Origin of the sequence: Pantoea sp. B65 (assembly GCF_047308185.1) — a bacterium.
GTDB lineage: Bacteria > Pseudomonadota > Gammaproteobacteria > Enterobacterales > Enterobacteriaceae > Erwinia.
In genome coordinates this window covers 20589-43551 of the sequence record NZ_JAHXPU010000011.1, presented here as the reverse complement: position 1 = coordinate 43551, position 22963 = coordinate 20589, and the positions used below count along the sequence as shown (strand labels likewise).

Below are 22963 nucleotides of genomic sequence, written 5' to 3'. Positions count from 1 at the left end.
ATGGCGATGCGATTAAACGAAGATCTCGACAGCAATGGTGAAATGCATGAAATCAACGTCACGCCGTTTATCGACGTGATGCTGGTACTGCTGATCATCTTTATGGTTGCCGCGCCGCTGGCGACAGTGGATGTCCGCGTTAATCTGCCTGCCTCAACCAGTGCCCCGCAACCGCGCCCGGAAAAACCGGTTTATCTGTCGATTAAAGCCGACAAGCAGTTGTTTATTGGCAACGAGGCGGTGAACAGCACCAATCTGGTGGCGGCGCTGGAAACCCAGACCGAAGGGAAGAAAGATACCACCATTTTCTTCCAGGCGGACAAAAGCGTCGATTACGAAACCCTGATGGGCGTAATGGATGCCCTGCGTCAGGCGGGATATCTGAAGATTGGCCTGATGGGAATGGAAACCGTCAGCAAATAGTATCTGGCACTGCGGATCGCATGAAAGCGATCCGCTGACGCTAGCTGCCGGCCGGTTATTCCGGCGGCGCCTGTGCAGCTACATAGTTTCTCAGTGCATCGATCTGTTCCGGTGGAACCGGGCGCCCCAGCAGAAAGCCCTGCAGCGTATTGCAACCCAGGCCGGTAAGGAATGCCTGCTGTTCTTCGGTTTCTACCCCTTCCGCCACCACTTTCAGGTTCAGTGACTGCGCCAGCGCCACAATCGCCGAAACAATAGTGGCATCCTCGGTATCCGCCCGCAGTTCGTTAACAAAGGCGCGGTCTATTTTCAGTTCACTGGCCGGTAAACGCTTCAGATAAAGCAGACTGGAATAGCCGGTACCAAAGTCGTCAATCGATGCCTTTACCCCCAGCCGGGTTAATTCCGTCAGAATACGCACGCTTTCATCCGGATCGCGCATGGCGGTGGTCTCCGTTACCTCCAGCGTCAGTAATTCCGCCGGGATCTGATGCTGTTTCAGCGCCGCCATTACCGTCTCAACCAGATTATTCTGCTCAAACTGCAACGATGACAGATTGACCGCCACTGACCAGTGCGGGTGACCTTGCAGGTGCCAGACCCGCAGCTGGCGGCAGGCTTCATTAATCACCCAGTTCCCCATATTGACGATAATGCCGGTTTTTTCTGCCAGCGGCAGAAACACCTCCGGGGTCAGCAGGCCGCGCACCGGGTGTTGCCAGCGTATCAGAGCTTCAAAACCGATGATCGGGCCACGAGGCGCGCAATATTTTGGCTGATAAAACAGACGCAGTTGCTGATGATCCAGCGCCAGCCACAGATCGTTAATCAGCTGAAGCTGATTCTGCGCGATGCTGTTCATCGACGGCTGGAAAAAGCTGTAGCCGTTGCGGCCGTTATTTTTCGTGTGATACATCGCGGCATCGGCATTAAACAGCAGCTCACGCTCATCGGCGCCGTCTCCGGGAAACACCGCTATACCAATACTCAGCGATACCACCAGTTCGTAGCGGGAAATTTCAAATGGCACGGCAATCGCCCTGACCAGCGCGCCCGCCACGGTGGCGGCATCATCCGGGTCATCAATCTCAATTAACAGTACAAACTCATCGCCGCCCAGCCGTGCCAGCGTATGGTGGCCGTGCATTTTTTTATTCATGCGCTCGGTAATGGCAATCAACAGGTTGTCGCCAATATGGTGACCAAAGGCATCGTTGACCGCTTTAAAACCATCAACATCAATAAACATCAGCGCGAACTGCGATTTCTCACGGCTGGCTTTATTGATGGCCTGATCGAGCCGGTCTTCCAGCAGGATGCGGTTTGGCAGCCGGGTCAGATTGTCATGTAATGCCAACTGCGCCAGCTCACGGTTGGCTTCGGCCAGCGAGGAGGCCAGGACCGAAGTACGCGCCTGTAAACGTGCATCAAGCATCGATACCAGTAGCGTAATGCCGAGGATCGCCAGCGTCACCACCATCACCAGGATCGCCAGCCAGTTGCTGTTAACGCCGCTATGGGTGGGGTGGCTTGCCAGCGGAAAGCTGGCCGCCGCCATACCGGTGTAGTGCATACCGGCAATTGCAACCCCCATAATGATGGCGGCGCCGGCGCGCAGCCAGGTCATGCGGGCGCGGTTTTGCCGCAGAGTAAACGCCAGCCACAGCGCGGCTCCTGACGCGCCGAGCGCAATCACCACCGAACAGGCCACCCAGCCCCAGCTCCAGACAATGCCCGGCTCAAACATTAGCGCCGCCATGCCGGTATAGTGCATCGCCACCACGCCGCTGCCCATCACCAGCGAGCCGAAACAGAGTCGGGCTGGCGGCAGTTCACCGTAGCAGACAATCCACATGGCAAATACCGAAGCGGCGACAGCGATCACCATCGATAACCCGGTCAGCGCGGCGTTGTAGCTGATCGCAATCGGCAAATTCATTGCCAGCATCCCGATAAAGTGCATTGACCAGACGCCAATCCCCATGGCGAACCCCCCGCCAAGCAACCAGACCGTCGCCGCCCGGCCTTTACTGCTGCGCACGCGGGCGGCCATATCCAGGGCGGTGTAAGAGGCAAGAATAGCCACAATAAAAGAGACAATAACCATAATCTGGTCGTAGGAGCTAACGAGCATAAATATTCCCAGGGTCCGTTGACCAGCAAGCGGGTTGCAGAGAGTGAGTAAAATTATAAGGCATTATTTCGCGGGGTTATTTTTGCACATGCCATCATTCAGGCGGAAGCCAGCGGCGGCTGGCGATCAATGACGGAGGACGACTGTCTGATCACCTCAAATTCGCCAGCCTGGTCGGCTGGCATCGGTTTACCCAATAAATAGCCCTGTAAGCTGTCAAAACCCAGGCCAGTTAACAGCTGTTGCTGTTCAGTGGTTTCGACCCCTTCCGCGACAATGCGCAAGTTCAGGCGCTGCGCCACCGTTACCATGGCGGTGATGATATTGCTGTCGTCGCTATCCGGCTTCAGAGTATTAATAAAAGTACGGTCGATTTTTAATTCACTCGCCGCCAGCTGTTTCAGGTGCAGCAGATTAGTGTAGCCAATACCAAAGTTATCTATTGATACTTTGACGCCGAGTTCACAGAGTGCGGCAATAATGCGCTGACTGAGCTGCGGATCGCGCATGGCGATCGCTTCGGTGACTTCCAGCATCAGTGACGACGCGGGCAGCTGGTAGTGCTGCAGCGCGGTTTGCACGGTACCGACCAGATCCTGCTGGCCAAATTGCAGGGCGGATAAATTCACCGACACGGTCCAGCCCTGATGCCCCTGTTGATACCAACTGTGCAGCTGACGGCAGGCTTCATTAATCACCCAGTTACCAATCGAAATAATTAACCCGGTTTTTTCGGCGCGCGGCAGGAATATCTCCGGCGTCAGCAGACCGCGCTGCGGATGTTGCCAGCGCAACAGCGCTTCAAAGCCGAGTAAATCACCGCTGTGGGCGGCGAACTTCGGCTGGTAATACAGGCACAGTTCATCACGCTCCAGAGCGGTCCAGAGATCGTTTGCCAGCTGCAACTGATGCTGGGTAACCATGTTCATCGACGGTGCAAAGAAGTGCCAGCCGTTACGACCGCTGTGCTTGGTATGGTACATCGCCATATCAGCACTCAGCATCAGCTGATGCTCATCCCGACCATCCGCCGGGAATAGCGCAATACCAATACTCAGTGACACCGAGAGTTGATAGCGCTCCATGATAAAGGGCGCCTCAATGGCTGTTACCAGGCTTTCAGCCAGCCGGGTAGCGCCACTGGCGTCGGTTACCTCCAGTAGCAATACGAATTCATCACCGCCAAGCCGCGCCAGCATATGATTGGGCCGCAGTTTGCCCGACAGCCGCTCTGCCACGCAGATCAGCAGCCGGTCGCCAATAGGGTGACCATAGGCGTCGTTAATGGTCTTAAAACCATCAATATCGATCACCATCAGTGCAAAGCTGCTGTTCTCACGGGTAGCCTGTCTGATCGCCTGATCGAGTCGCTTCTCCAGCTGAATGCGGTTTGGCAACTGGGTCAGGGGATCATGGGTGGCCAGTTGCACCAGCTCATAATTGGCGCGTTCCAGGCGTGCGGTTAAGCGCGAAGTGCGAATTTGCGAATCGAGCATGGAGACCAGCAGGGTAAAACCGAGAATCGAAAAGGTGATGGCGGTGACCCAAAGTGCCAGACCATGTTCGCTGACGCCGGTCATCAGCATCTGACTGCCAGCGGAGAACTGCGCGGCGGCCATGCCGGTATAGTGCATACCCGCCACCGCCATCCCCATAATAATTGCCGCCATAGCGCGTTGCGCCAGTAATCCGCGCTCTCCCTGCCGCAGGTGGAATGCCAGCCACATGGCGAGGGTCGATGCCAGCAGGGCAATAACCACCGACAGCGCCACCAGCGATGGCCGCCACTGAATCGCGGGGGCGATTAGCAGGGCCATCATGCCTATAAAGTGCATGGCCACCACGCCACTGGCAAGCAGCAGCGACCCGCCGATCAGCCGGGCGGGCGTCAGCTGATGGCGACAGACCTGCCGTAACGCCAGGATTGACGCCACGATGGCAATAGCAAGAGAAGCCCCGGTCAGTGGTAGCTGGTAATGCACCTCCATCGGCATCATCATCGCCAGCATGCCGATAAAGTGCATCGCCCAGATGCCAATCCCCATCGCCGTGCCGCCGCCCAGCAGCCAGTAAAACGCCGCACGCCCTTGTGACATCGTGACCCGACCGGCGATATCAAGGGCAGTAAAAGAGGCGATAAACGCCACAATAAAGGAAATAGCGATTAGCACAGGATCCCAGTTTGTGACGAGCATGACTCATTCCTCGTATTGCCAGTAGCACCGCTGACGGTACTGCGCAGTTATATAAAAATTATTGTTATGTCGCGCTCGGGGTGATGACGCAGACACGGTTGGTGGTAGCCGTGGGTTAGCGCTTTTCACCTGAAAATAAGCGGTGTTTTCCTCGGCTGTCCGGTAACGGTCAATACCCTGATAATTTATTAGGTTAATTAATATCGCAACCTGGTTACCAGAAAATAACATTGTAATAAAAATTCGGATAGATCCTCTGGATATTATCTTTGTAAACATCATGCGTGCTGCGTTGTGTCATATGACAAAACGATCTTTTTTGCTGTGAAAATGCCCGTATTTATATTTTTTATTTTGTCACTACCGATAGTTTCAGGCTGTTCTATAGTAAATAAAACTGATGAATTATGTCGATTTCCTCCCGGGGGCTATCCACGAATTTCATCCTGCAACACCACCGGCGTTGAAAGACGCCCGGCTTTTTTTTATGGTTGTCGGTTGCTTTCTCACCAGGCTGAAAAGTAAAAAACATCACCCAAATAGGTAAGGAATGTTTATGGAGATAAAGCTTTTTCTGGTGGGCTGTGGCCTGAGCCTCGGTGTTGCCTCTACAGGTTTTGCCGCCACCACAACGGGAACGATAAACGCCACGCTGACGCTGACTACCGGTTGTCTGGTCAACGGACAAAGTGCAACGACAGGGGTTAATTTCGGTACTCTGAACTTCGGTAGCAGCGCTGCCACCTTTGACACGCTCAACGCTACCCTGGTCGGTTCGGCAGGGAACGGTATCTTTGTGCGCTGCACCAGCGGCCAGACATTTAACGTGCGGGTCACCAGCAGTAACGCTGCGCCTGGTACGGTGTATGGCACGGTAACCAGCGCGCCGCGTTATCTGGTGCTGGGCAGCGATAACACCAGAGGTATTGCCTACACCCTGTACAGTGATGCCGCTTTTGCCACCTCGATAGCCAATAACGCCGATCTGCCATCAACCGGCACCCCCGATCCGGTGCTGGGCAGTAACTTCCCGGTTTATGGTCGCGTCGCCGGAGGCGGTTTTAACGCCGCCATCCCGGCAGGGACCTACACGGATACCATTAATGTTGCTGTGAACTACTGATTCAGGATGCCAGGGAGGCACCGTGCCGGGAAAGGTAGGGTTTAACATGGCGTTTATGCGGCCACTGTGCGCGTTGCTGGGTATTTACCTCAGCAGCGCGCAGTCATTGCCGACGCAAAGTTTTCAGGTTGCCGCCTCTGTTGTTGCCGGATGTGTGATTTCCGGCAGCAACACCGGGGTATTTGGCGCACTGGATTTCGGTACGCGATCCGGGGTCGACAACGGCAGCGTCAGCGCCAGCTATGTGCAGAGTTCCACCATCAATCTGGCCTGTACGCCGGGTACTACCCTGAATATGAGCATTAATGGCGGCAATAACTACGCCACTACCCGTAACCTGAAACTGGCGAATTACAGCAATGTTGTCGGCTATCAAATTTTTACCAGCGCCAGCCACAGCGCCGCCAGTGAAATCCCGGTCAGCCAGAACGTAGCGCTGAGTTATGGCAACGCCAATAACATAACGCTGCCCATCTATGGCCTGCTGCAACTGAACGGCGTCGCCCGGGCCGGAAATTATACTGACACACTGACGGTTACCCTGAGCTGGTAAGGCACCACTTCTGTTAATAAGGACATTTGCAATGAATATCGCACGCATCGTACAACTGCTGTTAGCGACACTCTCTGGCGCGCCAGCCTTTGCCGGCAACTCGGTGCTGATTTGGCCTATCGATCCAAAAGTGGCCAGTGACGAGAAGGCGGCGGAACTGTGGCTGGAAAATCGTGGCGCCAGCACCACCCTGATGCAGGTGCGGGTATTTAGCTGGCAGCAGGTGGATGGTGTGGAGCAATACCAGACTCAGCAGCAGCTGTTAGCCAGTCCGCCGCTGGTGCGCATTGAACCGGGACAGAAGCAGTTGGTTCGTCTGGTTAAGCAGACCGCGCCGCCGCCCGGACAGGAAGCGGCTTATCGGGTATTGCTGGATGAGATCCCGACGCCGCAGCCGCCGGGGGAGAATCAGGCCGGGCTGAATTTCCAGATGCGCTATTCCGTGCCGCTGTTCGTTTATGGTCACGGGCTGGATGCTGCAACGGCTAAGCCGCTATTAAGCTGGCGCATTATCAGACAGCAGGGCAAAGCCTTTCTTGAGATGACCAATCGCGGGGCTGGCCATGCGCGCCTGAGTAAAGCCAGCCTCGGGGGACGCAGTTTGTCCGACGGTCTGTATGGTTATGTGCTGGCCAACTCCACTTACCGCTGGCCACTCTCCTTTCCGGCGGCGGCAAATTCAGAGCTGGTGGCGGAACTGAACAATAAAAGCTGGCGCAGTAGCGGTTCAGTACATTAACGGATGAGTATGCCTTCACTGCCACCAGGGTGGCGCTACCCGCTGGTGATGACCGCGCTGTTAAGCGGCCTCGCCCCGCCAGAAGGCTGGGCGGAAACTTACCGCGCTTTGCCACCGCCCCCCACGCTCAGTAGTCGCGGGGCGAATCAGCAATATATGCTGGGGCTGGTGGTGAATCAACGCGATAACGGCGACATTGTGCCGGTTGAGTTTCGCGACGGTCACTACCTGCTGCGTGCCGGCGATCTGCAGCGCGTCGGTATTCCGCAGGCAAAACTGGCTGCGCCGCTGGTGGATGTCTCAGCGATGCCGGAGATCAGGGCCGAATATGACCGTCAGCGTCAGCGCATATTACTGACGGTTCCGGCTGGCTGGCTGCCGGCGCAAACCTTTAATAGTGAAAGCCCCCGGCCGCGTTATCCCGCCCGCGCCAGCAACGGCGCGCTGATTAACTATGACTTCTATACCAGCCGTACCGACAGCAGCGGTACGCGCCTCGCGGCGTGGCATGAGTTTCGGCTGTTTGGCGATCCCGGCCAGTTTGTCAGTAACGGCAGCTGGCAGCAGCAGCTGGAGGGCGATGGCGGTTCGTTTGATGAGGGTTATATTCGCTACGACACCTCCTGGACCCGTCAGAACGAAGCCGACTCTCTTAACTGGCAGGTGGGGGATCTGGTTACCGATGCGCTGGGCTGGAGCAGCAGTGTCCGGCTTGGCGGGGTGCAGCTGGCGCGCGATTTCTCGCTGCGTCCGGATCTGGTGACCTACCCACTGCCCACCTTTGCCGGTCAGGTGTCGCTGCCTTCGACGCTCGACCTGTTTGTTAACGGTTACCGTAATAGCTCTAATAAGGTACAGCCGGGGCCATACTCACTGACCAATATGCCGTTTATTAACGGCGCCGGGAATGCGGTAATCGTCACTACCGATGCCACAGGACGTCAGATTACCACCACGCTGCCTTTTTATGTTTCCAGCGAGCTGCTGAAGCCCGGTTTATCTGACTTCTCGGTTGCTGCCGGAGCGATCCGCGAGAATTACGGCATCAGCAACTTTGATTACGGACCGGCGGCAGTGAGCGGCTCGTATCGTTACGGTGCGACCGACTGGCTAACGCTGGAAACCCATGCGGAGGGGGCGAACGCGCTGGCGCAGGGTGGCGGTGGTGCGCAGCTCAAAATCGGGCCGCTCGGAGTGATCAATGCTGCGCTGGCGCAGAGCCGGATGTCAGCAGACAGCGGCAGACAATACAGCTGGGGCTATCAGTATAACAATCGCTGGTTCAGTATCGGTACTCAGCACCAGCTGCGCACCAGCGAGTATGGCGACCTGGCGTGGGTGGGTAACCGTCGTGGCGGTGCTGCTGACGACGGTTACGGGTTAAGCCGCCGTAGCGCTCAGTACAACACCAGTATTTCCCTGGACCATTATGGCAGTCTCGGCGCCGCTTTTATTGATATCACCAGCGGCTCCGGCGATCGCACCCGCTTATGGAATCTGTCATGGAGCAAAAATATCTGGGGCAGCAGCAGCCTGTATATCTCCGCCAGCCACGATCGACAGCAGGGCGCCTGGAGCGGCGCCATCTCGCTGATGATCCCCTTTGGCGCGCGTGGTAATGCCAGCATGAGTAGCGAACGCGACCCGCAGGGCGGAAGCGCGCAGCGGGTCTGGCTTTCACGTGCCATGCCGGCTGATGGTGGCATCGCATGGGATGCCTCCTGGGCGCATCAGGGCATCGGCGGTGATTATCGTCAGGGGAGCCTGAACTGGCGGACGCAGAAAATGCAAACCTCCGCCGGTTTCTATGGCAGTGATGACAACACCACCGAGTGGGCTGATGTGTCCGGCGCGCTGGTGCTAATGGATGGGAGGCTGTTTGCCGCCAATCAGGTTAACGATGCTTTTGTGCTGGTGAAAACCGGCTATCCCGACATTAATGTGCGCTATGAGAATCAGTCGCTGGGGAACACCAGTGACCAGGGATATCTGCTGGTGCCGGGGGTCAGTTCTCTCTATCCGGCAAAATATAATATCGACATTCTCGATCTCCCTGCCGATATGACCGCTTTACAGGTTGAGCAACGCTTCGCGGTAAAACGTCAGAGTGGCTACCTGCTGAATTTCCCGATTGAACAGCTGCGCGCCGCCAGTGTCATTCTGCACGATCAGTATGGTGAACCGTTGCCGGTATCCACTCAGGTGATGCGCCAGGGGCAGGCGACAGCCTATGTTGGCTGGGATGGCCTCAGCTGGCTGGACAACCTGACGGCTGATAATGCGCTGGTGGCGCTGACGCCGGATGGGCGCCGCTGTGAAAGCCGCTTAATTATTGCTGGTGGTCCGCCAAAAGCCCTGAATACTTACGGACCGATAACCTGCCCCCTGTCGCCGCTGCCAGCGGAGGCATCCACGGCGCCGCAATCGGCTCTGCCCTCAGGAAACCGACCATGAAAAGACTTTTATTGGTACTTATACCGTTGATCGCCATCGGATTTGCTACTGGCAGCCGGGCAGCCTGTTCGTTGCCTGCTTCGACCGCCAGCTTTGGCACGGTGACGTCGTTTACTGCCGGCAGTGCCGTCAGCGCAACATCAACCACGGCTCGTGTTAACTGCGGATCGGGTCTGATTATCGGGCTGCTGTCGTCGAATAACATTACGTTAGCCCTGTCGACGGCCAGCAATATTTCCGCTACGCGCGGCACCATGAAACGCGCAGGGGATACCGGCAGTGACAATATTCCGGTTCAGCTCTGTGCGGTATCAACCTGCGCATCAGAGATGACCATCGGAGCAACGGCGGTAACCTATAGTTCCAGTCAGTTGCTGAACCTTGGCCTCGGCGGCTCATATAACTTTTCTATTCCGCTCTATCTGCGCACCGTTTTACCGGCGACGCCGGTAGCCGCCGGCACCTATAGCGTTATGCTAAGTGTGGCGGTCACTTATCGTATCTGTACCGGACTGTCAGTGGGGGGATTACTCTGCCTGTCGGGTCAGGACCAGAATGGCTCAGGCGTTATTCCGCTTACCGTCACCATGGTAGTCACCAATGACTGCACCACCATTAACGCCCCCAATATCAGCTTTGGCAGTGCGCCGCTGGTCGGCAGTTTCACCACGGTTTCGCAATCGATCAGTGTGATTTGCACCAAAGGCAGCAGCTATAGCGTTGGTCTGAGCAATGGCGCGCATGCGGTCAATAATCTGCGCTATATGGCCAGTGGCAGTAATATGCTTGGCTACGAAATTTATAAAGCCAGCAGCAGCGATCGCTGGGGGGCGAATGGCAGTGAGCGTCAGAGCAGCGCTAATGCCAACACGGTCAGCAGCGATGGCGTGACGCGCAGTTATAATTACACCGCCCGGGTACTTACCACCCAGAATACGCCCGCGGTGGGAAGTTACACGGATAATGTGGTAGTGGATTTATCATTCTGATGGCGCGATTAAATACCTGTCACCGGAGATACATTCGGCTTAATATTTTTTCCGGCTAACGGCCAGGTAAACAGGATGTAACCTGGAAGCGTATTGTAAGGGGAATAGAGGGTGTTTTTGTTCTTCTGTCTGATGCGCTACGCGGATACTAATTTTAACTATCGGTTTTACTTTGCCTTTCTTTATATTCCGCCTTAAGTGGAATTAGTTTTATTAAATCACTAACCAGCCAGTCTTAAGTGTATTTCTAAATATTAATGATAATCTATTGGTTATTGTTTTAGTTATCGGTAGCTATGTTGGTGTTACTGAGGTAAGGCCTGAAACAGCTAATAAAAAATCCCGCCTGGTGTTCTTATCGGGTTAAGCCTGTTTTTTGTACAGCTTCAGTGTTGGTTAATGTGTTAACGTCTGTTAAAAAGGAAGTCAGATGCAGTGTATTAAATGTGAAAATGAAGCAATAAAAAATTCTGATTATTGTCAGGGATGTGAAGAGAATGCTTTTAAGAAAATAGGCGGTTTTCTGTATATCCCGGCGGTTAGTATTGTTCTGTCCATATGTTTTTCCACATTTCAGGCAATGGGCGCACTAAAATATTTACTTTATCCTGATAACATCCGATCGGTTATACCGTTAATTATTTTTGAGTTCTGCGGCTGGCTGATGATTGCCGGGCTTGCCGTTTATACTGCCGGTCAATTTTTCAGAAAACGTCGCAAGACTCCGGGTTTTTATATCTCTCTTCTTGTTGCTAATCTGCTCTTTTGTCTGACTGATCTCAGCGTCGCATACTCTGTTTATGATGTACAGTTACAGCATGGTCAATTCGCATGGTTAGGCAGAAACATCATAGGATGTGCTATTTGGATCTCTTATTTTTTAGTTTCCGTTCGGGTTAAACGTACATTTGTACGCTAATCACCAGGGTGGAAATGGACGGCAGCGCCGGGGAATTATGCTGGAAATAATAAACCAACTGATGAGAAAAGTTAGATGCTAAAGGGTTGCATGCCAAATTATCCATCAGTGATAGTCATGAAAATAGATTTTTATCAGCAAGTGGCGTGATTACCTCGATCTTCTGCCTGGTCTTAAGCCATCAGCACGGGAGCCATAAATGGCTCCCCTACAGTAATAAGTTAGTTAAAATGGTTATTGTGGTGACTAATTAAATTTCATGCGGGATTGTAAGAGATGTAACTGCCATATTTTTGTTGTCAGATTAATCACATTTTTATTCAATGCGTCTTTCTATGTGATTTTTGATTTGTTATTTTCCTGCTCGCCTTACTCAACGCTTTTTCTGGCGTAATTATCACAACGTCAAACGGAATGACAGGATTAACAATAATGAAAGTGACATCTGCACCACATGATAAAATATTTAAGCAATTCCTTACCAATCTTGATACCGCCAGAGCATTTCTGAAGGCCCATCTGCCACCGGCATTCTTGAAAGTTTGTAGACTGGATACTCTGCAACTGGTATCAGGTAGTTTTATCGATATGGACCAGCGGGAGCTGCGATCCGATATATATTACTCAATGAAAACAGTTACAGGAAACAGTAATATTTACTGTGTGATAGAACATCAGAGCTCCCCCCACCGGCATATGCCTTACCGGATGTTGCGCTATGTCGTCGCCGGAATGCAACCCTATTATGATGCCAGACATGAACAACTGCCGCTGGTTATACCTATCCTGTTCTATCATGGACGGAAGAGACCCTATCCAAATGCGCTGCATTTGCGAAAGGAATTAAATGTGCCAAGTCTGGCCGTGGGGCTGTATAACAGCGGTTTTCTGCTGGTGGATGTCACAGCTATTTCCGATAGTGAAATAATGAAGCATAAGGGGGTGGCATTACTTGAGTTTATGCAGAAGAATATCTTTCAGCGAGATTTTTCCGCGTACTTTGAGCAACTGGTCACATTGTTACAAAGTGATTATTATACCGAGGGGCAGCGCACTGCTTCGATTGAATATATACTGCGGGCAGGAGATACTACCGACCCGACATCATTTATCCGTATGCTGGTGAAGGCATTACCACAAGATGAGGAGTTAATTATGACAATGGCGCAAAGACTTAAGCTGGAAGGACGTCAGGAAGAAGTACGCAGAATTGCCCGTGCATTACTTCATGAGGGCGTGCACGCTTCGATGGTAAGGAGAGTGACCGGACTATCTCAGAGTGAACTTAAACGACTCCATCACTAATGATATAAATAAAACTCACATTAAAATCTTGATAATTATTATCTGAAATATAATTGGTTTTATACTGCAGGCGGTAATCATTTGAGTCTGAGATTTATTATCAATGGTGAGTAATGATTTGACTGCGTAAACCGGACAGACAACGTTCTGTAACAAACCATCATTATGACTCTCTCAGGGTGACATACTGATCTGCGCTGTAGTATGTCACCTTTACCATCCCCACGACATTCCCGCCCTTATTACCTATAATAGTTCCCCTCTATTCTCAAATGGCCTGTAACAGATCGTGGCAAAATACCAACAGCTGGTGCATCAGATTCGTGCACAGATTGAAGCGGAAGTGTGGCAACCGGGCGAACGTCTGCCTTCGCTGCGAGAGCAAGTGATGCTTAGCGGGCTGAGTCTGATGACGGTCATGCATGCCTATCAGGTGCTGGAAAGCCAGGGCTGGATCCTGTCGCGCCCGCAGTCCGGCTATTATGTGGCGCCGCGCGCAGAGTTTCTCAGTCAACCGGTCAGCCATCAGAAAGTGCAGCTGGCGGAAACGGTTGATATCAATGCCTTTATCTTCGATGTATTGCAGGCCTGCCGCGATCCGTCGATCATTCCCTTTGGCTCTGCCTTTCCCGATCCGGAGCTGTTTCCGCAGCGGCAGCTGATGCGATCGCTGAATAGCGTTTCCCGTACTTTAACCCCGGCTGACGCCATTAATAACCTGCCGCCCGGCAATGAGTTGCTGCGTAAAATGCTGGCGCAACGCTATGCCCAGCAGGGGATCACCGTGTCGCCGGATGAAATTGTTATTACCAACGGTGCGATGGAGGCTCTGAACCTCAGTATGCAGGCGGTTACCGAGCCGGGTGACTGGGTGGTGATTGAAAACCCGTCGTTTTACGGCGCGCTACAGGCGATTGAGCGGTTAAAGCTGAAGGCGGTGGCGATCGCCACCGATCCGCAACATGGCATGGATCTCGATGAACTGCGAAGCGCACTGGCGCGCTGGCCGATTAAAGCCTGCTGGCTGATGAGCAACCAGCAAAATCCGGTGGGTTTTACCCTCAGTAGCGAAAAGAAGCAGCAACTGGTGGCGCTGTTGGCTGAATATAAGGTGGCGCTGGTTGAAGATGATGTTTACAGCGAGCTCTATTTCGGTGGTGAAAAACCATTACCGGCCAAGGCGTTTGATCACAACAGCAACGTATTGCACTGCTCTTCTTTCTCGAAAAATCTGGTGGCCGGGTTTCGTGTGGGCTGGGTGGCGGCGGGCAGGCATGCCCAGCGTATTCAGCGCTTACAGCTGATGAGTACCCTGTCGACCAGCGCGCCGATGCAGCTGGCGCTGGCTAACTATCTCGGCACCCGTAGCTATGACAGCCACCTGCGCAAGTTGCGGCAGGTGCTGGAGCAGCGTAAGAATCTGGCGCGCCAGTCGCTAAAACGTCATCTGCCTTATGGCACGCGCATCAATGATTCGCGCGGCGGTTATTTTCTCTGGATTGAGTTGCCCAAACAGGTGAATGCCACCGAGCTTTACTATCGTGCGCTGAGCCACCATATCAGTATTGCGCCCGGCAGCATGTTTTCGTCAGGTCAGCAGTATGCCAACTATTTTCGCTTTAATGCGGCCTGGCCATGGGATGACGCGCAGGAAGCGGCGGCGGCGATCCTTGGCGGCCTGATAGCCGCCATGATGTGATTTATACCCGGCTGGCGGGCGCGTTGCCCCAGGTCAGGGAATAGACATCATAGAAATCGACGTTGCCTTTATTCGATAACAAGTGGCTAATGCCAGCTTTCACGTTTTCCGGCGTGGCATGGTGGTTGAGGATCTCGGTGACTGCCGCATCAGACAGGGTGCGCACGTAATACCACTCGCCGTAATAGCAGACGCGTAAATCGTGCAGGTGGTCGATATCCTCAAAGCGGTATTTCGGATTGATATCCAGCAGCATCAGTACGCTCATTACCAGAATAAACACCGTCGCGCCCCAGAACGCCGGCCAGCCAAGAAAATCGGTGGTAAAGATCAGTGCTACCGTCAGGGCATAACAGATATACATCGACAGCCACAGGCCAGGATGGGTTTTGAGAAAGTTAAAGCTGAAGCGAGGTTTGTTATCGCGCTGTTCAGTACGATTGAGTATCTCGATCTCACGCTGCAGGATCTGTTTTATTTCGTTCATTATTCACCTCGGTCTTAAAACTCCAGCCAGAGTAAAATTAGAACACGCTATGCAGGATAATAACAGGCACAGTTAGGGCCCGTTTTTCTATAACAGTTGCAACCGGCGGCATAAATGCCGCCGGTGCATTTTTGCTTTAACTGACATTACCAACAATTTGCAGATTGGCGTCATCCGGTACTTCATTATACGAAAGCACCTGCAAACCGCTGGCGAACAGCCGCGCATAGCGTGCAATCAGCGGGCGCAGCTGCGGTGTCACCAGCAGTACGGTCGTCAGGTTCTGCGCTTTCAGCTGTTCCAGAATCACTGGCAGTGTCGACTGCAACTGGGTGAGGATATTCGGATCCACCGGAAAACTATCCAGCGCCACTTTCCCCGCCTGCTGTGCCTGGCTGAGCGCCGACAGCAGCAAATTTTCCAGCGTATTTTCCAGCGTAAAGGCCGACAGCGGCTTATTATCCGGCGCTATGGCCGCCACCAGCGCGCGGCGCAGCGCGTAACGCACATCCGAAGCCAGCAGAATCGGATCTTTGGTTACCGCCGCGCTTTCCAGCAGGGTGGTGGCGATGGTGGTAATATCCTTTAGTGAGACCTGATCGACCAGCAGCAGGCGATACACTTTTAGCTGCTGACTGTAATTCAGCGTGCTGTTCAGGTCTTCCGCCAGTTTAGGCGCCATCCCCGCCAGCCGCTCGTTCAGCCGGGTAATATCATCGTAGTTAAACAGCTCCGGCAGGTTTTCACGCGCGACTTTATTCAGATGAGTGGCAATCACACTCGGGCAATCCACGACCTGGTAGCCGAGGTTCAGCGCTTTGGCCTTCAGCTCCGGTAAGATCCAGGTCACCGCCAGCCCGTAGGCCGGATCAACATCCAGTACGCCGTCGATCTCTCCATACTGTTCACCGGTCGGCAGCGCCATTAGCCGATCGGCATGCACTTCGCCGATGGCGCTGCGCACCCCATTGATTTGTATCGCGTACTGCGCCGGTTTAAGGCGAAAGTCCTCGCGAATGGCGATTTCCGGCAGCAGCAGACCGCTGGTCTCCGAAACCACCTGGCGTACCCCGCGCACACGCTGCGTCAGCGGGCTGCCTTTCGCTTTATCCACCAGCGTAACCAGCTTATAACCGAGATTGAGGCCAATCGGTTCAATCACCGGAATGCTTTCCCAGCTGACGTTGTAATGTTCATCGTCATCCAGCGCCTTGCTGATCGCCTGCAGATCCTGCGGCGTCTGTGCTGGTTTGATCATGGTCTTACTCTGGCGCCAGGCAGCAAACAACAGCAGCGCGGTAAAGGCAAGGAATACCAGATGCGGCATTCCCGGCACCACCGCCAGAACAAACATCACCAGCGCAGCGGTATACAGCGTGGCGGGTTTCGCCAGCAGCTGGCTTTTAATCTCATCGCCGATCTCGCCACCATCGCTGACGCGGGTGACAATAATTGCCGCCGCCGTTGCCAGCAGCAGGGAAGGGATCTGCGCCACCAGACCGTCACCGATGGTCAGCAGAACATACTGTTCAAACGCCTGACCCGCTTCCAGATGATGTTTAAAAATACCGATCAGAATCCCGCCCAGCACGTTGATCAGCAGGATCATAATCCCGGCGATGGCATCACCGCGCACAAACTTCGAGGCGCCATCCATCGCGCCGTAGAAGTCGGCCTCACTGGCCACCTCTTTCCGGCGCGCACCGGCCTGCTCCTGATTGATCAGACCAGCGTTAAGATCGGCATCGATCGCCATCTGTTTACCTGGCAGGGCATCCAGGGTAAAACGCGCCGAGACCTCGGAGATACGCTCCGCACCCTTGGTCACCACCACAAAGTTGATGATCATCAGGATGATGAACACCACGAAACCGACGACAAAGTTGCCGCCGATCACCACGTTGCCGAATGCCTCGATCACTTTACCGGCAGCGCCTGCGCCTTCGTGACCGTTAAGCAGTACCACGCGCGTGGAGGCGACGTTCAGCGTCAGACGCATCAGCGTGGTCACCAGCAAAATCGTCGGGAACACCGAGAAATCGAGCGGGCGGCGGCTGTTTACACTGGCCAGCAATACCATGATGGAAAGCACGATATTAAAGGTAAACAGAATATCCAGCACCAGCGGCGACAGCGGTAAGATCACCATCGCCAGTACGCTTAGCAGCAGCGTGGGTACGCCAATATGACTATTACGCAGCATGGCCAGCAGATGTTGGGTATTAAACTTTCCCATGCGTTTTTACATCCTCTTTTGGAATCGATATCTGGCGGTCCAGCTGTGGCTTGTCGCCGGCACCCGCGCGCCAGGATTTTAGTTGCATCACATAGGTCAGCACATGCGCCATGGCGCGAAACAGTGATGCCGGAATTTGTTGGTTAACGCGCGTGCTGTGATAAATCGAGCGCGCCAGCGGAGGAAACTCCACCACCTCCACCAGGTGCTTTTCCGCTACCGAGCGGATATAGAGCGCGATATCGTCCACCCCTTTGGCGACGATATACGGCGCCGCCGCTTTCGCCGGGTCATACTTCAGCGCTACCGCGAAGTGTGTCGGGTTGGTAATCACCACATCGGCTTGCGGCACCTGGCTGTTAATCTGTCCCATGGCGATTTGCCGTTGCAACTGACGGATACGGCCTTTGATTTGTGGATTCCCTTCCTGATTTTTATACTCCTCGCGCACATCCTTTTTGCTCATCTTCATTTTTTTGGTGAACAGGTGTTTGCTCAGCGGAATATCAATAAAGGCAAACAGCGCGATAGTGACCACGAACAGGCTGATAATCGAATACCACAACGCCAGACCATGAAAGATCGACTCCTGCAAAAACAGCGTTTGCAGACCGATCAGTTCCGGCAGGTTGCTGTTGATCATCAGATACAGCAGGCCAAGTAAAATGCAGCATTTGGCGATCATCTTCAGCACATCAACCAGATGCTGACCGGAAAACAGCCGCTTAACGCCGGCGATCGGGCTGATCTTTTTAATGTCGGGTTTAATGCGCTGTAGCACAAAAATCCAGCCGCCCGGCACCAGACTGGCGATGATCGACGCTGCCGGGATCGGCAGCAGCGTGGCGAGGAATTTCATCACAATCAGCACATTGGTCAGCATAAACTGCCCCATGGCGCCCTCGTCCTCCAGCCGCATGGCAATATCCGTCATCGATTCAAAGGAGTCCTGAATCAGCTGCTGATAGTAAGGGAAGAAAAACGGCACGGTAAACAGACTGGCTACCAGCCCGGCAGCCATAGTGACGTCTTTCGAACGCGGGATATCGCCTTTGTCACGCGCCTTTTGCAGCTTACTGGCGGTGGGTTTTTCGCTTTTGTCTCCACTACTGTTGCCTGACATCAGTCGCTCCTCAGCCGGTCAAACTGTGCCAGGATCTGATTGGTTAAATGCAGATAATGGTCACCGATATTGCTGCTGAGCAGCAGGAAACAGAACAAGCCAAACAGCATGCTGATTGGGAAACCGAGCGAGAACAGGTTCAGGGTCGGCGAGACCTTATTCAGCAAGCCAAACACCCCCTGCACCAGCAGCATAATAAATACCGTTGGCATCGCCAGCAGCAGCGCGCCGGAGATAATCCAGCCGAAACCGGTGACAAAAGTGCGCAGGGTCAGAGCGTTAATCGCCTCGCCAATCGGCCAGTAAGTAAAGCTTTTATACAGCACGGTGATCAGCAGCAGATGGCCGTCCATAGCGAAAAACAGCAGCGCGGAAAAAACAAAAATAATCTGTGAAATCACCATGGTGGAACTGCCGCTGCCGGGATCGTTCATCACCGCCATCCCCAGCCCCATATTCATCGACAGAATCGATCCGGCGGTCTGCAGTGCCCAGAACACCCAGTTGAGCATCTGACCAAACAGCAAACCCCAGAGCACCTGCTCGGCGGTCAGCAACAGCGCCTGAACGCTCATCAGCTCGCGCAGAATGACGTTGTTATCGATCATCGGCGTGAGCACGATGCTTAACAGCAGCGCCAGCGCCACTTTGGCTTTACGCGGAAAGGCGCGCTGTTCGACGATCGGGCAAAAGTGGAAAAATGCCAGGATCCGGACAAACGGCAGCCACAGCGCCAGCAGCGGATTAATCAGATCGTTAATTGCAATGCCCATCATCAGCCCACCAGCTTCGCGGCCTGTTCAAAGATCAGCTGAGTGAAATCGATAAGCTGCGTCAGCATCCATTTCCCGGCCAGCACCAGTACTACCAGCGTTACCACCAGACGCGGCAGAAAGCTCAGCGTCTGTTCGTTAATCTGGGTGGTAGCCTGGAAGATACTTACCAGCAAACCGGTGATCAGACTGGGCACAATCGCCACCACCGAGATCAGCAGCACCAGCTTTAACCCCTGCGCGAGGATATCGCCCGCCACATCAATGGTCATCATGGCGACAGCCCCTGTACGCTATGTGTTAGCGTGCCGACGATCAGCGACCAGCCGTCACAGAGTACAAACAGGATCAGCTTAAAGGGCAGTGAGACGATCAGCGGCGACAGCATCATCATCCCCATCGCCATCAGAATGCTGGAGACGATCAGGTCGATTACCAGGAAAGGGATATAGATCATAAAACCGATCTTAAACGCCGTCTTTAGTTCGCTGAGCATAAAGGCCGGTGCGACAATCGACAGATCCTGGTCCTGCGGATTGCCGCTTACCTGCGCGATACTCATAATTTGCGCCATCGCGCTATTACTGGTCTGCGACAGCATAAATTTCTTCAGCGGCGCTTCGCCGTTGCTCAGCGCCTGCTTCAGGGTGATCTGCTCATTCTGATACGGCACCACTGCCTCGCTGTAAACCTGCGTCCACACCGGACGCATCACCAGAATTGTCAGTACCAACGCAATACCGGTTAATACCTTATTCGGCGGGCTTTGCTGCAGGCCAATGGCCTGGCGCAACAGTGCCAGCACGATAATAAAGCGGGTAAAGCAGGTCATCATGAGCAGCATGGTCGGCAGCAGGCCGAGCAGCGTCATCAGGATCAGGATTTCAACTTTCACGCTGTAATCCTGCCCGCTGGCAGTCGGCGTTGCCGAAAACAGCGTCAGTCCGTTTTGCTGCGCCAGCGCCATCGCTGGCATCAGCGCAAGGGCGGCCAGCAGCAGGGTGGCAACGACCCGGCGGGAAGCCATCATAATGTCAGTTCACCCAGCTCTTTATTGTTGAACTCAATAATGCGCAGGCCGTACTTGTCGTTAAGTACCACCACTTCCGCTTTGCCTAACAGAATACCGTTCACTTTAACGTCCAGCGGTTCACCGGCCAGCTTATCCAACTCAATCACCGAATCGTTATTGACGTTAATCAACTCCGCCAGCGAGATATCAACGGAGGCAACCTCCAGCGTCAGGGTGACCGGGATGCGGCTGAACAGCGACAGATTGCGCTGTTTGCGCTGCTGCAACTGGGCTTGTTGCTCATTCTCCGCCTGATCGCTGGCGGCCGGTTCGTCGACAGAGAAATCAAAATCCAGCGCGCTGGCCAGATCGTTATTTATATCAGTCATGGTGTTGTTCACTCGTACGGTCACTAAATTCGGAAAAGAAAAGTTGGCCGCGATCTTCACGAATGGCGGCATTAAACAGCGGCTGCGGGCCGATAAATAACGGGACACGATCCGGCAGCGCCATCGGCAGGATATCGCCGTGCTTCAGCAGCAGCAGTTCCGCTACCGTCAGCGGTAATGTCGCCAGACGACCATGCAAACGCACCGGCAAATTGCTGAAAGTGGCCTGCACATCTTGCTGCTGTACTTCCTGCTGCAGCCTGGCGCGGTCGGCGGCGTGCTGACGCATATTGGTCAGCAGGCGATCGACATGCGCGGCATCCAACAGCAGTGAGAAATTGCCCTGGTCATAACCATCGAGGGTAAATTCGATTCGCCAGGCCCATTGCGTAATCAGCGCGGAATAATCGGGTTTAATGGTTAGTTTTTCGCCAAATAATGCATCGCTGGTCAGCAATGACACCAGTTCAATTGCCAGCTTATTTTGCAGGCGCTCTTCCGTTTTAGTTACCGGGGCCGGCTCGGCAGGCATATTTTGCTGATTATCCTTCGCTAAACCGTAATAATCCTGCAAAATGTTCAGCAGCAGCGCACGGTCAATATTAAAACCAAGGTTGCCAATTGCGCTGATAAAAATCTGACTATTCTTTTTCCAGGAGTCCATCTGGAATTGCATGGCCTTGAGCGCCACATTGACGCGAAACTTCTTCAGGAAATAAATACTCAGCTTGCCATCAAACTGATCGAATTTATCGGTAAAGATTTTTGGCACTTTATGATAAGGGCGGCCAAGTTTATTGACATCCAGTCTCATCATCTCAGGATGCTCTCCCTGATGATAGATTCTGATTTTGGCACTTTTTGAACGCATCATTATGATCCAGGTTAACGCATAAATGATGTCAGGCATCGATGATGACCGACATCATTCTGGTCGCGGTTAATTGAGTCCGTTATTTAGCATCGTGCATTGATCTTTTATGGTTGATAAGAAATATGAAAGTCTGATCGTTGCCATGCTTAGGAAAAATCCTTGCCTGTATTAAATCGGATGGTAATGCGGTATGCAATACTGCTTTTCTTATTAATCTGTTAATTATATTTTTGGAAAAATATTAATTTAAATGTGTAACGTGTTGATTTAAATCCATTAATTTTTTAATACGCCGTTAATGCTGGTTATGAATCATCCGAAATGTATACTTGGCGTAAATTTTATCCGTTGTCTGTAATATCGCGTTTAAGCACTGTCTTACTCACTGTTTTATCATGTTGGTTTAATGCAGCGATCTGAATAGCGATTATCAAACATAAATAATTACGTCCTTATCGCTTCTTGATGGATAACGAGGTAAGCCAAGGGTGGAGGATTATTGTTATGGATTGGGTCGGGAACCGTCTCGATAAAAAACCAGTTAGTTATATTGCCAGAGCGCCGTCCAGCATCAGTATGTTCTCGCTGGCCGATCGTCTGGCAAAATTTAATGTGCCTGTTTTAATTACCGGTGAGACCGGTACCGGGAAAGAGTGCGTGGCGAAATATATTCATCACGCGGCATTTGATGAGACGGCGCCCTATGTCGGGGTTAACTGTGCGGCAATTCCGGAAAATATGCTGGAGGCGATTCTTTTTGGCTATGAAAAAGGTGCCTTTACCGGCGCGATTAGCAGTCAGCCAGGAAAATTTGAGCAGGCCAATGGCGGTACATTATTACTGGATGAAATTGGCGATATGCCGCTGTCATTACAGGCTAAATTGCTGCGCGTATTACAGGAACAGGAAGTTGAACGCCTTGGTAGCCATAAAAAAATAGCGCTGGATATCCGTCTTATTGCTTCGACGAATAAAGATCTGAGCGTGGAGATCGCCGAAGGGCGTTTCCGTCAGGATCTCTATTACCGCCTTTCCGTGGTGCCGATTCATATCGCGCCGTTGCGCGATCGCAAGGAGGAGATCATTCCGCTAACCGAGTTTTTTATTGGCAAATACCGCGCGCTGGTGGCGCAGACCCCGACGCTGACCGCTGACGCCCGTGCGCTACTGGAGGGGTACCACTGGCCGGGTAATGTGCGCGAGCTGGAAAACATCATTCAGCGCGGGCTGATTATGAGCGCCGATGGCCGGCTGAATGCCGCCTGTTTCGGCCTGCAACGGTCAGCGGAACCCGCGTTGCAATCACTACTGCCGGCCAGTAGCGCTGGCGAAGCGGGTGACGAAAGTCCGATTAAGCAGCGCGGCCGGATCGCCGAGTTTCAGTACATCGTCGATCTGCTCAACCACCATCAGGGAAATAAATCGAAAACCGCCGAGTTTCTGGGCATAACCCCGCGGGCGCTGCGTTACCGCCTGGCCTCCATGCGGCAGCAGGGATTCGACCTGGGTTTCACCTCTTAAGCGACAGCAGGAACA

At 53.3% G+C, this 22963-nt stretch carries 20 protein-coding genes; 10 read left to right on the top strand and 10 right to left on the bottom strand.

The window, feature by feature from the left end; all coding sequences use genetic code 11:
* A complete protein-coding gene (gene exbD, locus JWF83_RS01045; RefSeq protein WP_413648044.1) occupies window positions 1-423 on the top strand; it encodes a TonB system transport protein ExbD in 423 nt (140 codons plus the stop codon).
* Between the two features lie 55 nt (window positions 424-478).
* Here exbD and JWF83_RS01040 read toward each other — a convergent pair whose 3' ends face one another.
* On the bottom strand, window positions 479-2557 hold the full coding sequence (locus tag JWF83_RS01040; protein ID WP_413648043.1) for an EAL domain-containing protein: 2079 nt from the start codon (window positions 2555-2557) through the stop codon (window positions 479-481).
* A gap of 98 nt (window positions 2558-2655) precedes the next feature.
* The gene (locus JWF83_RS01035; protein ID WP_413648042.1) at window positions 2656-4752 is read right to left on the bottom strand and encodes a putative bifunctional diguanylate cyclase/phosphodiesterase; all 2097 of its coding nucleotides are present in this window, start codon (window positions 4750-4752) and stop codon (window positions 2656-2658) included.
* A 556-nt stretch (window positions 4753-5308) separates the two neighbouring features.
* Between JWF83_RS01035 and JWF83_RS01030 the strand changes: the two genes are divergently transcribed.
* The 8 genes from JWF83_RS01030 (at window position 5309) to JWF83_RS00995 (ending at window position 14533) form a co-directional block, all read left to right on the top strand.
* Complete coding sequence (locus JWF83_RS01030; protein WP_413648041.1) at window positions 5309-5875, top strand: spore coat protein U domain-containing protein; 567 nt, start codon at window positions 5309-5311, stop codon at window positions 5873-5875.
* Window positions 5876-5930: 55 nt separating this feature from the next.
* Window positions 5931-6428, top strand: coding sequence for a spore coat U domain-containing protein (locus JWF83_RS01025; RefSeq protein ID WP_413648427.1), 498 nt, complete (start codon window positions 5931-5933; stop codon window positions 6426-6428).
* A gap of 31 nt (window positions 6429-6459) precedes the next feature.
* A complete protein-coding gene (locus JWF83_RS01020; RefSeq protein ID WP_413648040.1) occupies window positions 6460-7167 on the top strand; it encodes a molecular chaperone in 708 nt (235 codons plus the stop codon).
* Between the two features lie 9 nt (window positions 7168-7176).
* Entirely contained in the window at window positions 7177-9621 is a 2445-nt protein-coding gene (locus JWF83_RS01015; protein ID WP_413648039.1) for a fimbria/pilus outer membrane usher protein, read from the top strand.
* Window positions 9618-10610, top strand: coding sequence for a spore coat protein U domain-containing protein (locus JWF83_RS01010; protein ID WP_413648038.1), 993 nt, complete (start codon window positions 9618-9620; stop codon window positions 10608-10610). The genes JWF83_RS01015 and JWF83_RS01010 overlap by 4 nt, the downstream gene beginning before the upstream one ends.
* Before the next feature lie 430 nt (window positions 10611-11040).
* Window positions 11041-11529 carry a DUF2569 domain-containing protein gene (locus tag JWF83_RS01005; RefSeq protein WP_413648037.1) on the top strand — a complete coding sequence of 163 codons (489 nt, stop codon included), beginning with the start codon at window positions 11041-11043 and terminating at the stop codon, window positions 11527-11529.
* Window positions 11530-11961: 432 nt separating this feature from the next.
* Window positions 11962-12834, top strand: coding sequence for an Rpn family recombination-promoting nuclease/putative transposase (locus tag JWF83_RS01000; protein WP_413648036.1), 873 nt, complete (start codon window positions 11962-11964; stop codon window positions 12832-12834).
* A 289-nt stretch (window positions 12835-13123) separates the two neighbouring features.
* A complete protein-coding gene (locus tag JWF83_RS00995) occupies window positions 13124-14533 on the top strand; it encodes a PLP-dependent aminotransferase family protein (RefSeq protein ID WP_413648035.1) in 1410 nt (469 codons plus the stop codon).
* 1 nt (window position 14534) lies between these two features.
* Here the strand turns inward: JWF83_RS00995 and JWF83_RS00990 are convergent, their stop codons facing one another.
* From JWF83_RS00990 to JWF83_RS00955, 8 genes are all read right to left on the bottom strand, one after another.
* Window positions 14535-15020 carry a YlaC family protein gene (locus tag JWF83_RS00990; protein ID WP_413648034.1) on the bottom strand — a complete coding sequence of 162 codons (486 nt, stop codon included), beginning with the start codon at window positions 15018-15020 and terminating at the stop codon, window positions 14535-14537.
* Window positions 15021-15156: 136 nt separating this feature from the next.
* A complete protein-coding gene (locus JWF83_RS00985; RefSeq protein ID WP_413648033.1) occupies window positions 15157-17256 on the bottom strand; it encodes a flagellar biosynthesis protein FlhA in 2100 nt (699 codons plus the stop codon).
* The gene (gene flhB / locus JWF83_RS00980) at window positions 17243-18379 is read right to left on the bottom strand and encodes a flagellar biosynthesis protein FlhB (protein WP_413648032.1); all 1137 of its coding nucleotides are present in this window, start codon (window positions 18377-18379) and stop codon (window positions 17243-17245) included. The genes JWF83_RS00985 and flhB overlap by 14 nt, the downstream gene beginning before the upstream one ends.
* Window positions 18379-19152, bottom strand: a complete 774-nt coding sequence (fliR, locus tag JWF83_RS00975) for a flagellar biosynthetic protein FliR (RefSeq protein WP_413648425.1) — start codon at window positions 19150-19152, stop codon at window positions 18379-18381. The genes flhB and fliR overlap by 1 nt, the downstream gene beginning before the upstream one ends.
* Window positions 19153-19154: 2 nt before the next feature.
* Complete coding sequence (gene fliQ / locus JWF83_RS00970; RefSeq protein WP_413648031.1) at window positions 19155-19427, bottom strand: flagellar biosynthesis protein FliQ; 273 nt, start codon at window positions 19425-19427, stop codon at window positions 19155-19157.
* The gene (gene fliP / locus JWF83_RS00965; RefSeq protein ID WP_413648423.1) at window positions 19424-20128 is read right to left on the bottom strand and encodes a flagellar type III secretion system pore protein FliP; all 705 of its coding nucleotides are present in this window, start codon (window positions 20126-20128) and stop codon (window positions 19424-19426) included. The genes fliQ and fliP overlap by 4 nt, the downstream gene beginning before the upstream one ends.
* A 50-nt stretch (window positions 20129-20178) precedes the next feature.
* A complete protein-coding gene (gene fliN / locus JWF83_RS00960) occupies window positions 20179-20553 on the bottom strand; it encodes a flagellar motor switch protein FliN (RefSeq protein ID WP_413648030.1) in 375 nt (124 codons plus the stop codon).
* Window positions 20546-21370: a FliM/FliN family flagellar motor switch protein gene (locus tag JWF83_RS00955; protein ID WP_413648029.1), complete on the bottom strand. Its 825-nt coding sequence runs from the start codon at window positions 21368-21370 to the stop codon at window positions 20546-20548. The genes fliN and JWF83_RS00955 overlap by 8 nt, the downstream gene beginning before the upstream one ends.
* Window positions 21371-21931: 561 nt before the next feature.
* Here JWF83_RS00955 and JWF83_RS00950 point away from each other — a divergent pair.
* On the top strand, window positions 21932-22948 hold the full coding sequence (locus JWF83_RS00950) for a sigma-54 interaction domain-containing protein (RefSeq protein WP_413648028.1): 1017 nt from the start codon (window positions 21932-21934) through the stop codon (window positions 22946-22948).
* Window positions 22949-22963 lie beyond the last annotated feature (15 nt).

Bases quoted from the DNA above. Each gene is read 5' to 3' on its own strand.
- exbD (WP_413648044.1), top strand. From the start codon at position 1: ATGGCGATGCGATTAAACGAAGATCTCGACAGCAATGGTGAAATGCAT.
- JWF83_RS01000 (WP_413648036.1), top strand. From the start codon at position 11,962: ATGAAAGTGACATCTGCACCACATGATAAAATATTTAAGCAATTCCTT.
- JWF83_RS01025 (WP_413648427.1), top strand. From the start codon at position 5,931: ATGCGGCCACTGTGCGCGTTGCTGGGTATTTACCTCAGCAGCGCGCAG.
- JWF83_RS01020 (WP_413648040.1), top strand. From the start codon at position 6,460: ATGAATATCGCACGCATCGTACAACTGCTGTTAGCGACACTCTCTGGC.
- JWF83_RS01040 (WP_413648043.1), bottom strand. From the start codon at position 2,557: ATGCTCGTTAGCTCCTACGACCAGATTATGGTTATTGTCTCTTTTATT.
- fliP (WP_413648423.1), bottom strand. From the start codon at position 20,128: ATGCCAGCGATGGCGCTGGCGCAGCAAAACGGACTGACGCTGTTTTCG.
- JWF83_RS01035 (WP_413648042.1), bottom strand. From the start codon at position 4,752: ATGCTCGTCACAAACTGGGATCCTGTGCTAATCGCTATTTCCTTTATT.
- fliR (WP_413648425.1), bottom strand. From the start codon at position 19,152: ATGGGCATTGCAATTAACGATCTGATTAATCCGCTGCTGGCGCTGTGG.
- fliN (WP_413648030.1), bottom strand. From the start codon at position 20,553: ATGACTGATATAAATAACGATCTGGCCAGCGCGCTGGATTTTGATTTC.
- JWF83_RS01015 (WP_413648039.1), top strand. From the start codon at position 7,177: ATGCCTTCACTGCCACCAGGGTGGCGCTACCCGCTGGTGATGACCGCG.
- JWF83_RS00950 (WP_413648028.1), top strand. From the start codon at position 21,932: ATGGATTGGGTCGGGAACCGTCTCGATAAAAAACCAGTTAGTTATATT.
- flhB (WP_413648032.1), bottom strand. From the start codon at position 18,379: ATGTCAGGCAACAGTAGTGGAGACAAAAGCGAAAAACCCACCGCCAGT.
- JWF83_RS00955 (WP_413648029.1), bottom strand. From the start codon at position 21,370: ATGATGAGACTGGATGTCAATAAACTTGGCCGCCCTTATCATAAAGTG.
- JWF83_RS01010 (WP_413648038.1), top strand. From the start codon at position 9,618: ATGAAAAGACTTTTATTGGTACTTATACCGTTGATCGCCATCGGATTT.
- JWF83_RS00985 (WP_413648033.1), bottom strand. From the start codon at position 17,256: ATGGGAAAGTTTAATACCCAACATCTGCTGGCCATGCTGCGTAATAGT.
- JWF83_RS00990 (WP_413648034.1), bottom strand. From the start codon at position 15,020: ATGAACGAAATAAAACAGATCCTGCAGCGTGAGATCGAGATACTCAAT.
- JWF83_RS01030 (WP_413648041.1), top strand. From the start codon at position 5,309: ATGGAGATAAAGCTTTTTCTGGTGGGCTGTGGCCTGAGCCTCGGTGTT.
- fliQ (WP_413648031.1), bottom strand. From the start codon at position 19,427: ATGATGACCATTGATGTGGCGGGCGATATCCTCGCGCAGGGGTTAAAG.
- JWF83_RS01005 (WP_413648037.1), top strand. From the start codon at position 11,041: ATGCAGTGTATTAAATGTGAAAATGAAGCAATAAAAAATTCTGATTAT.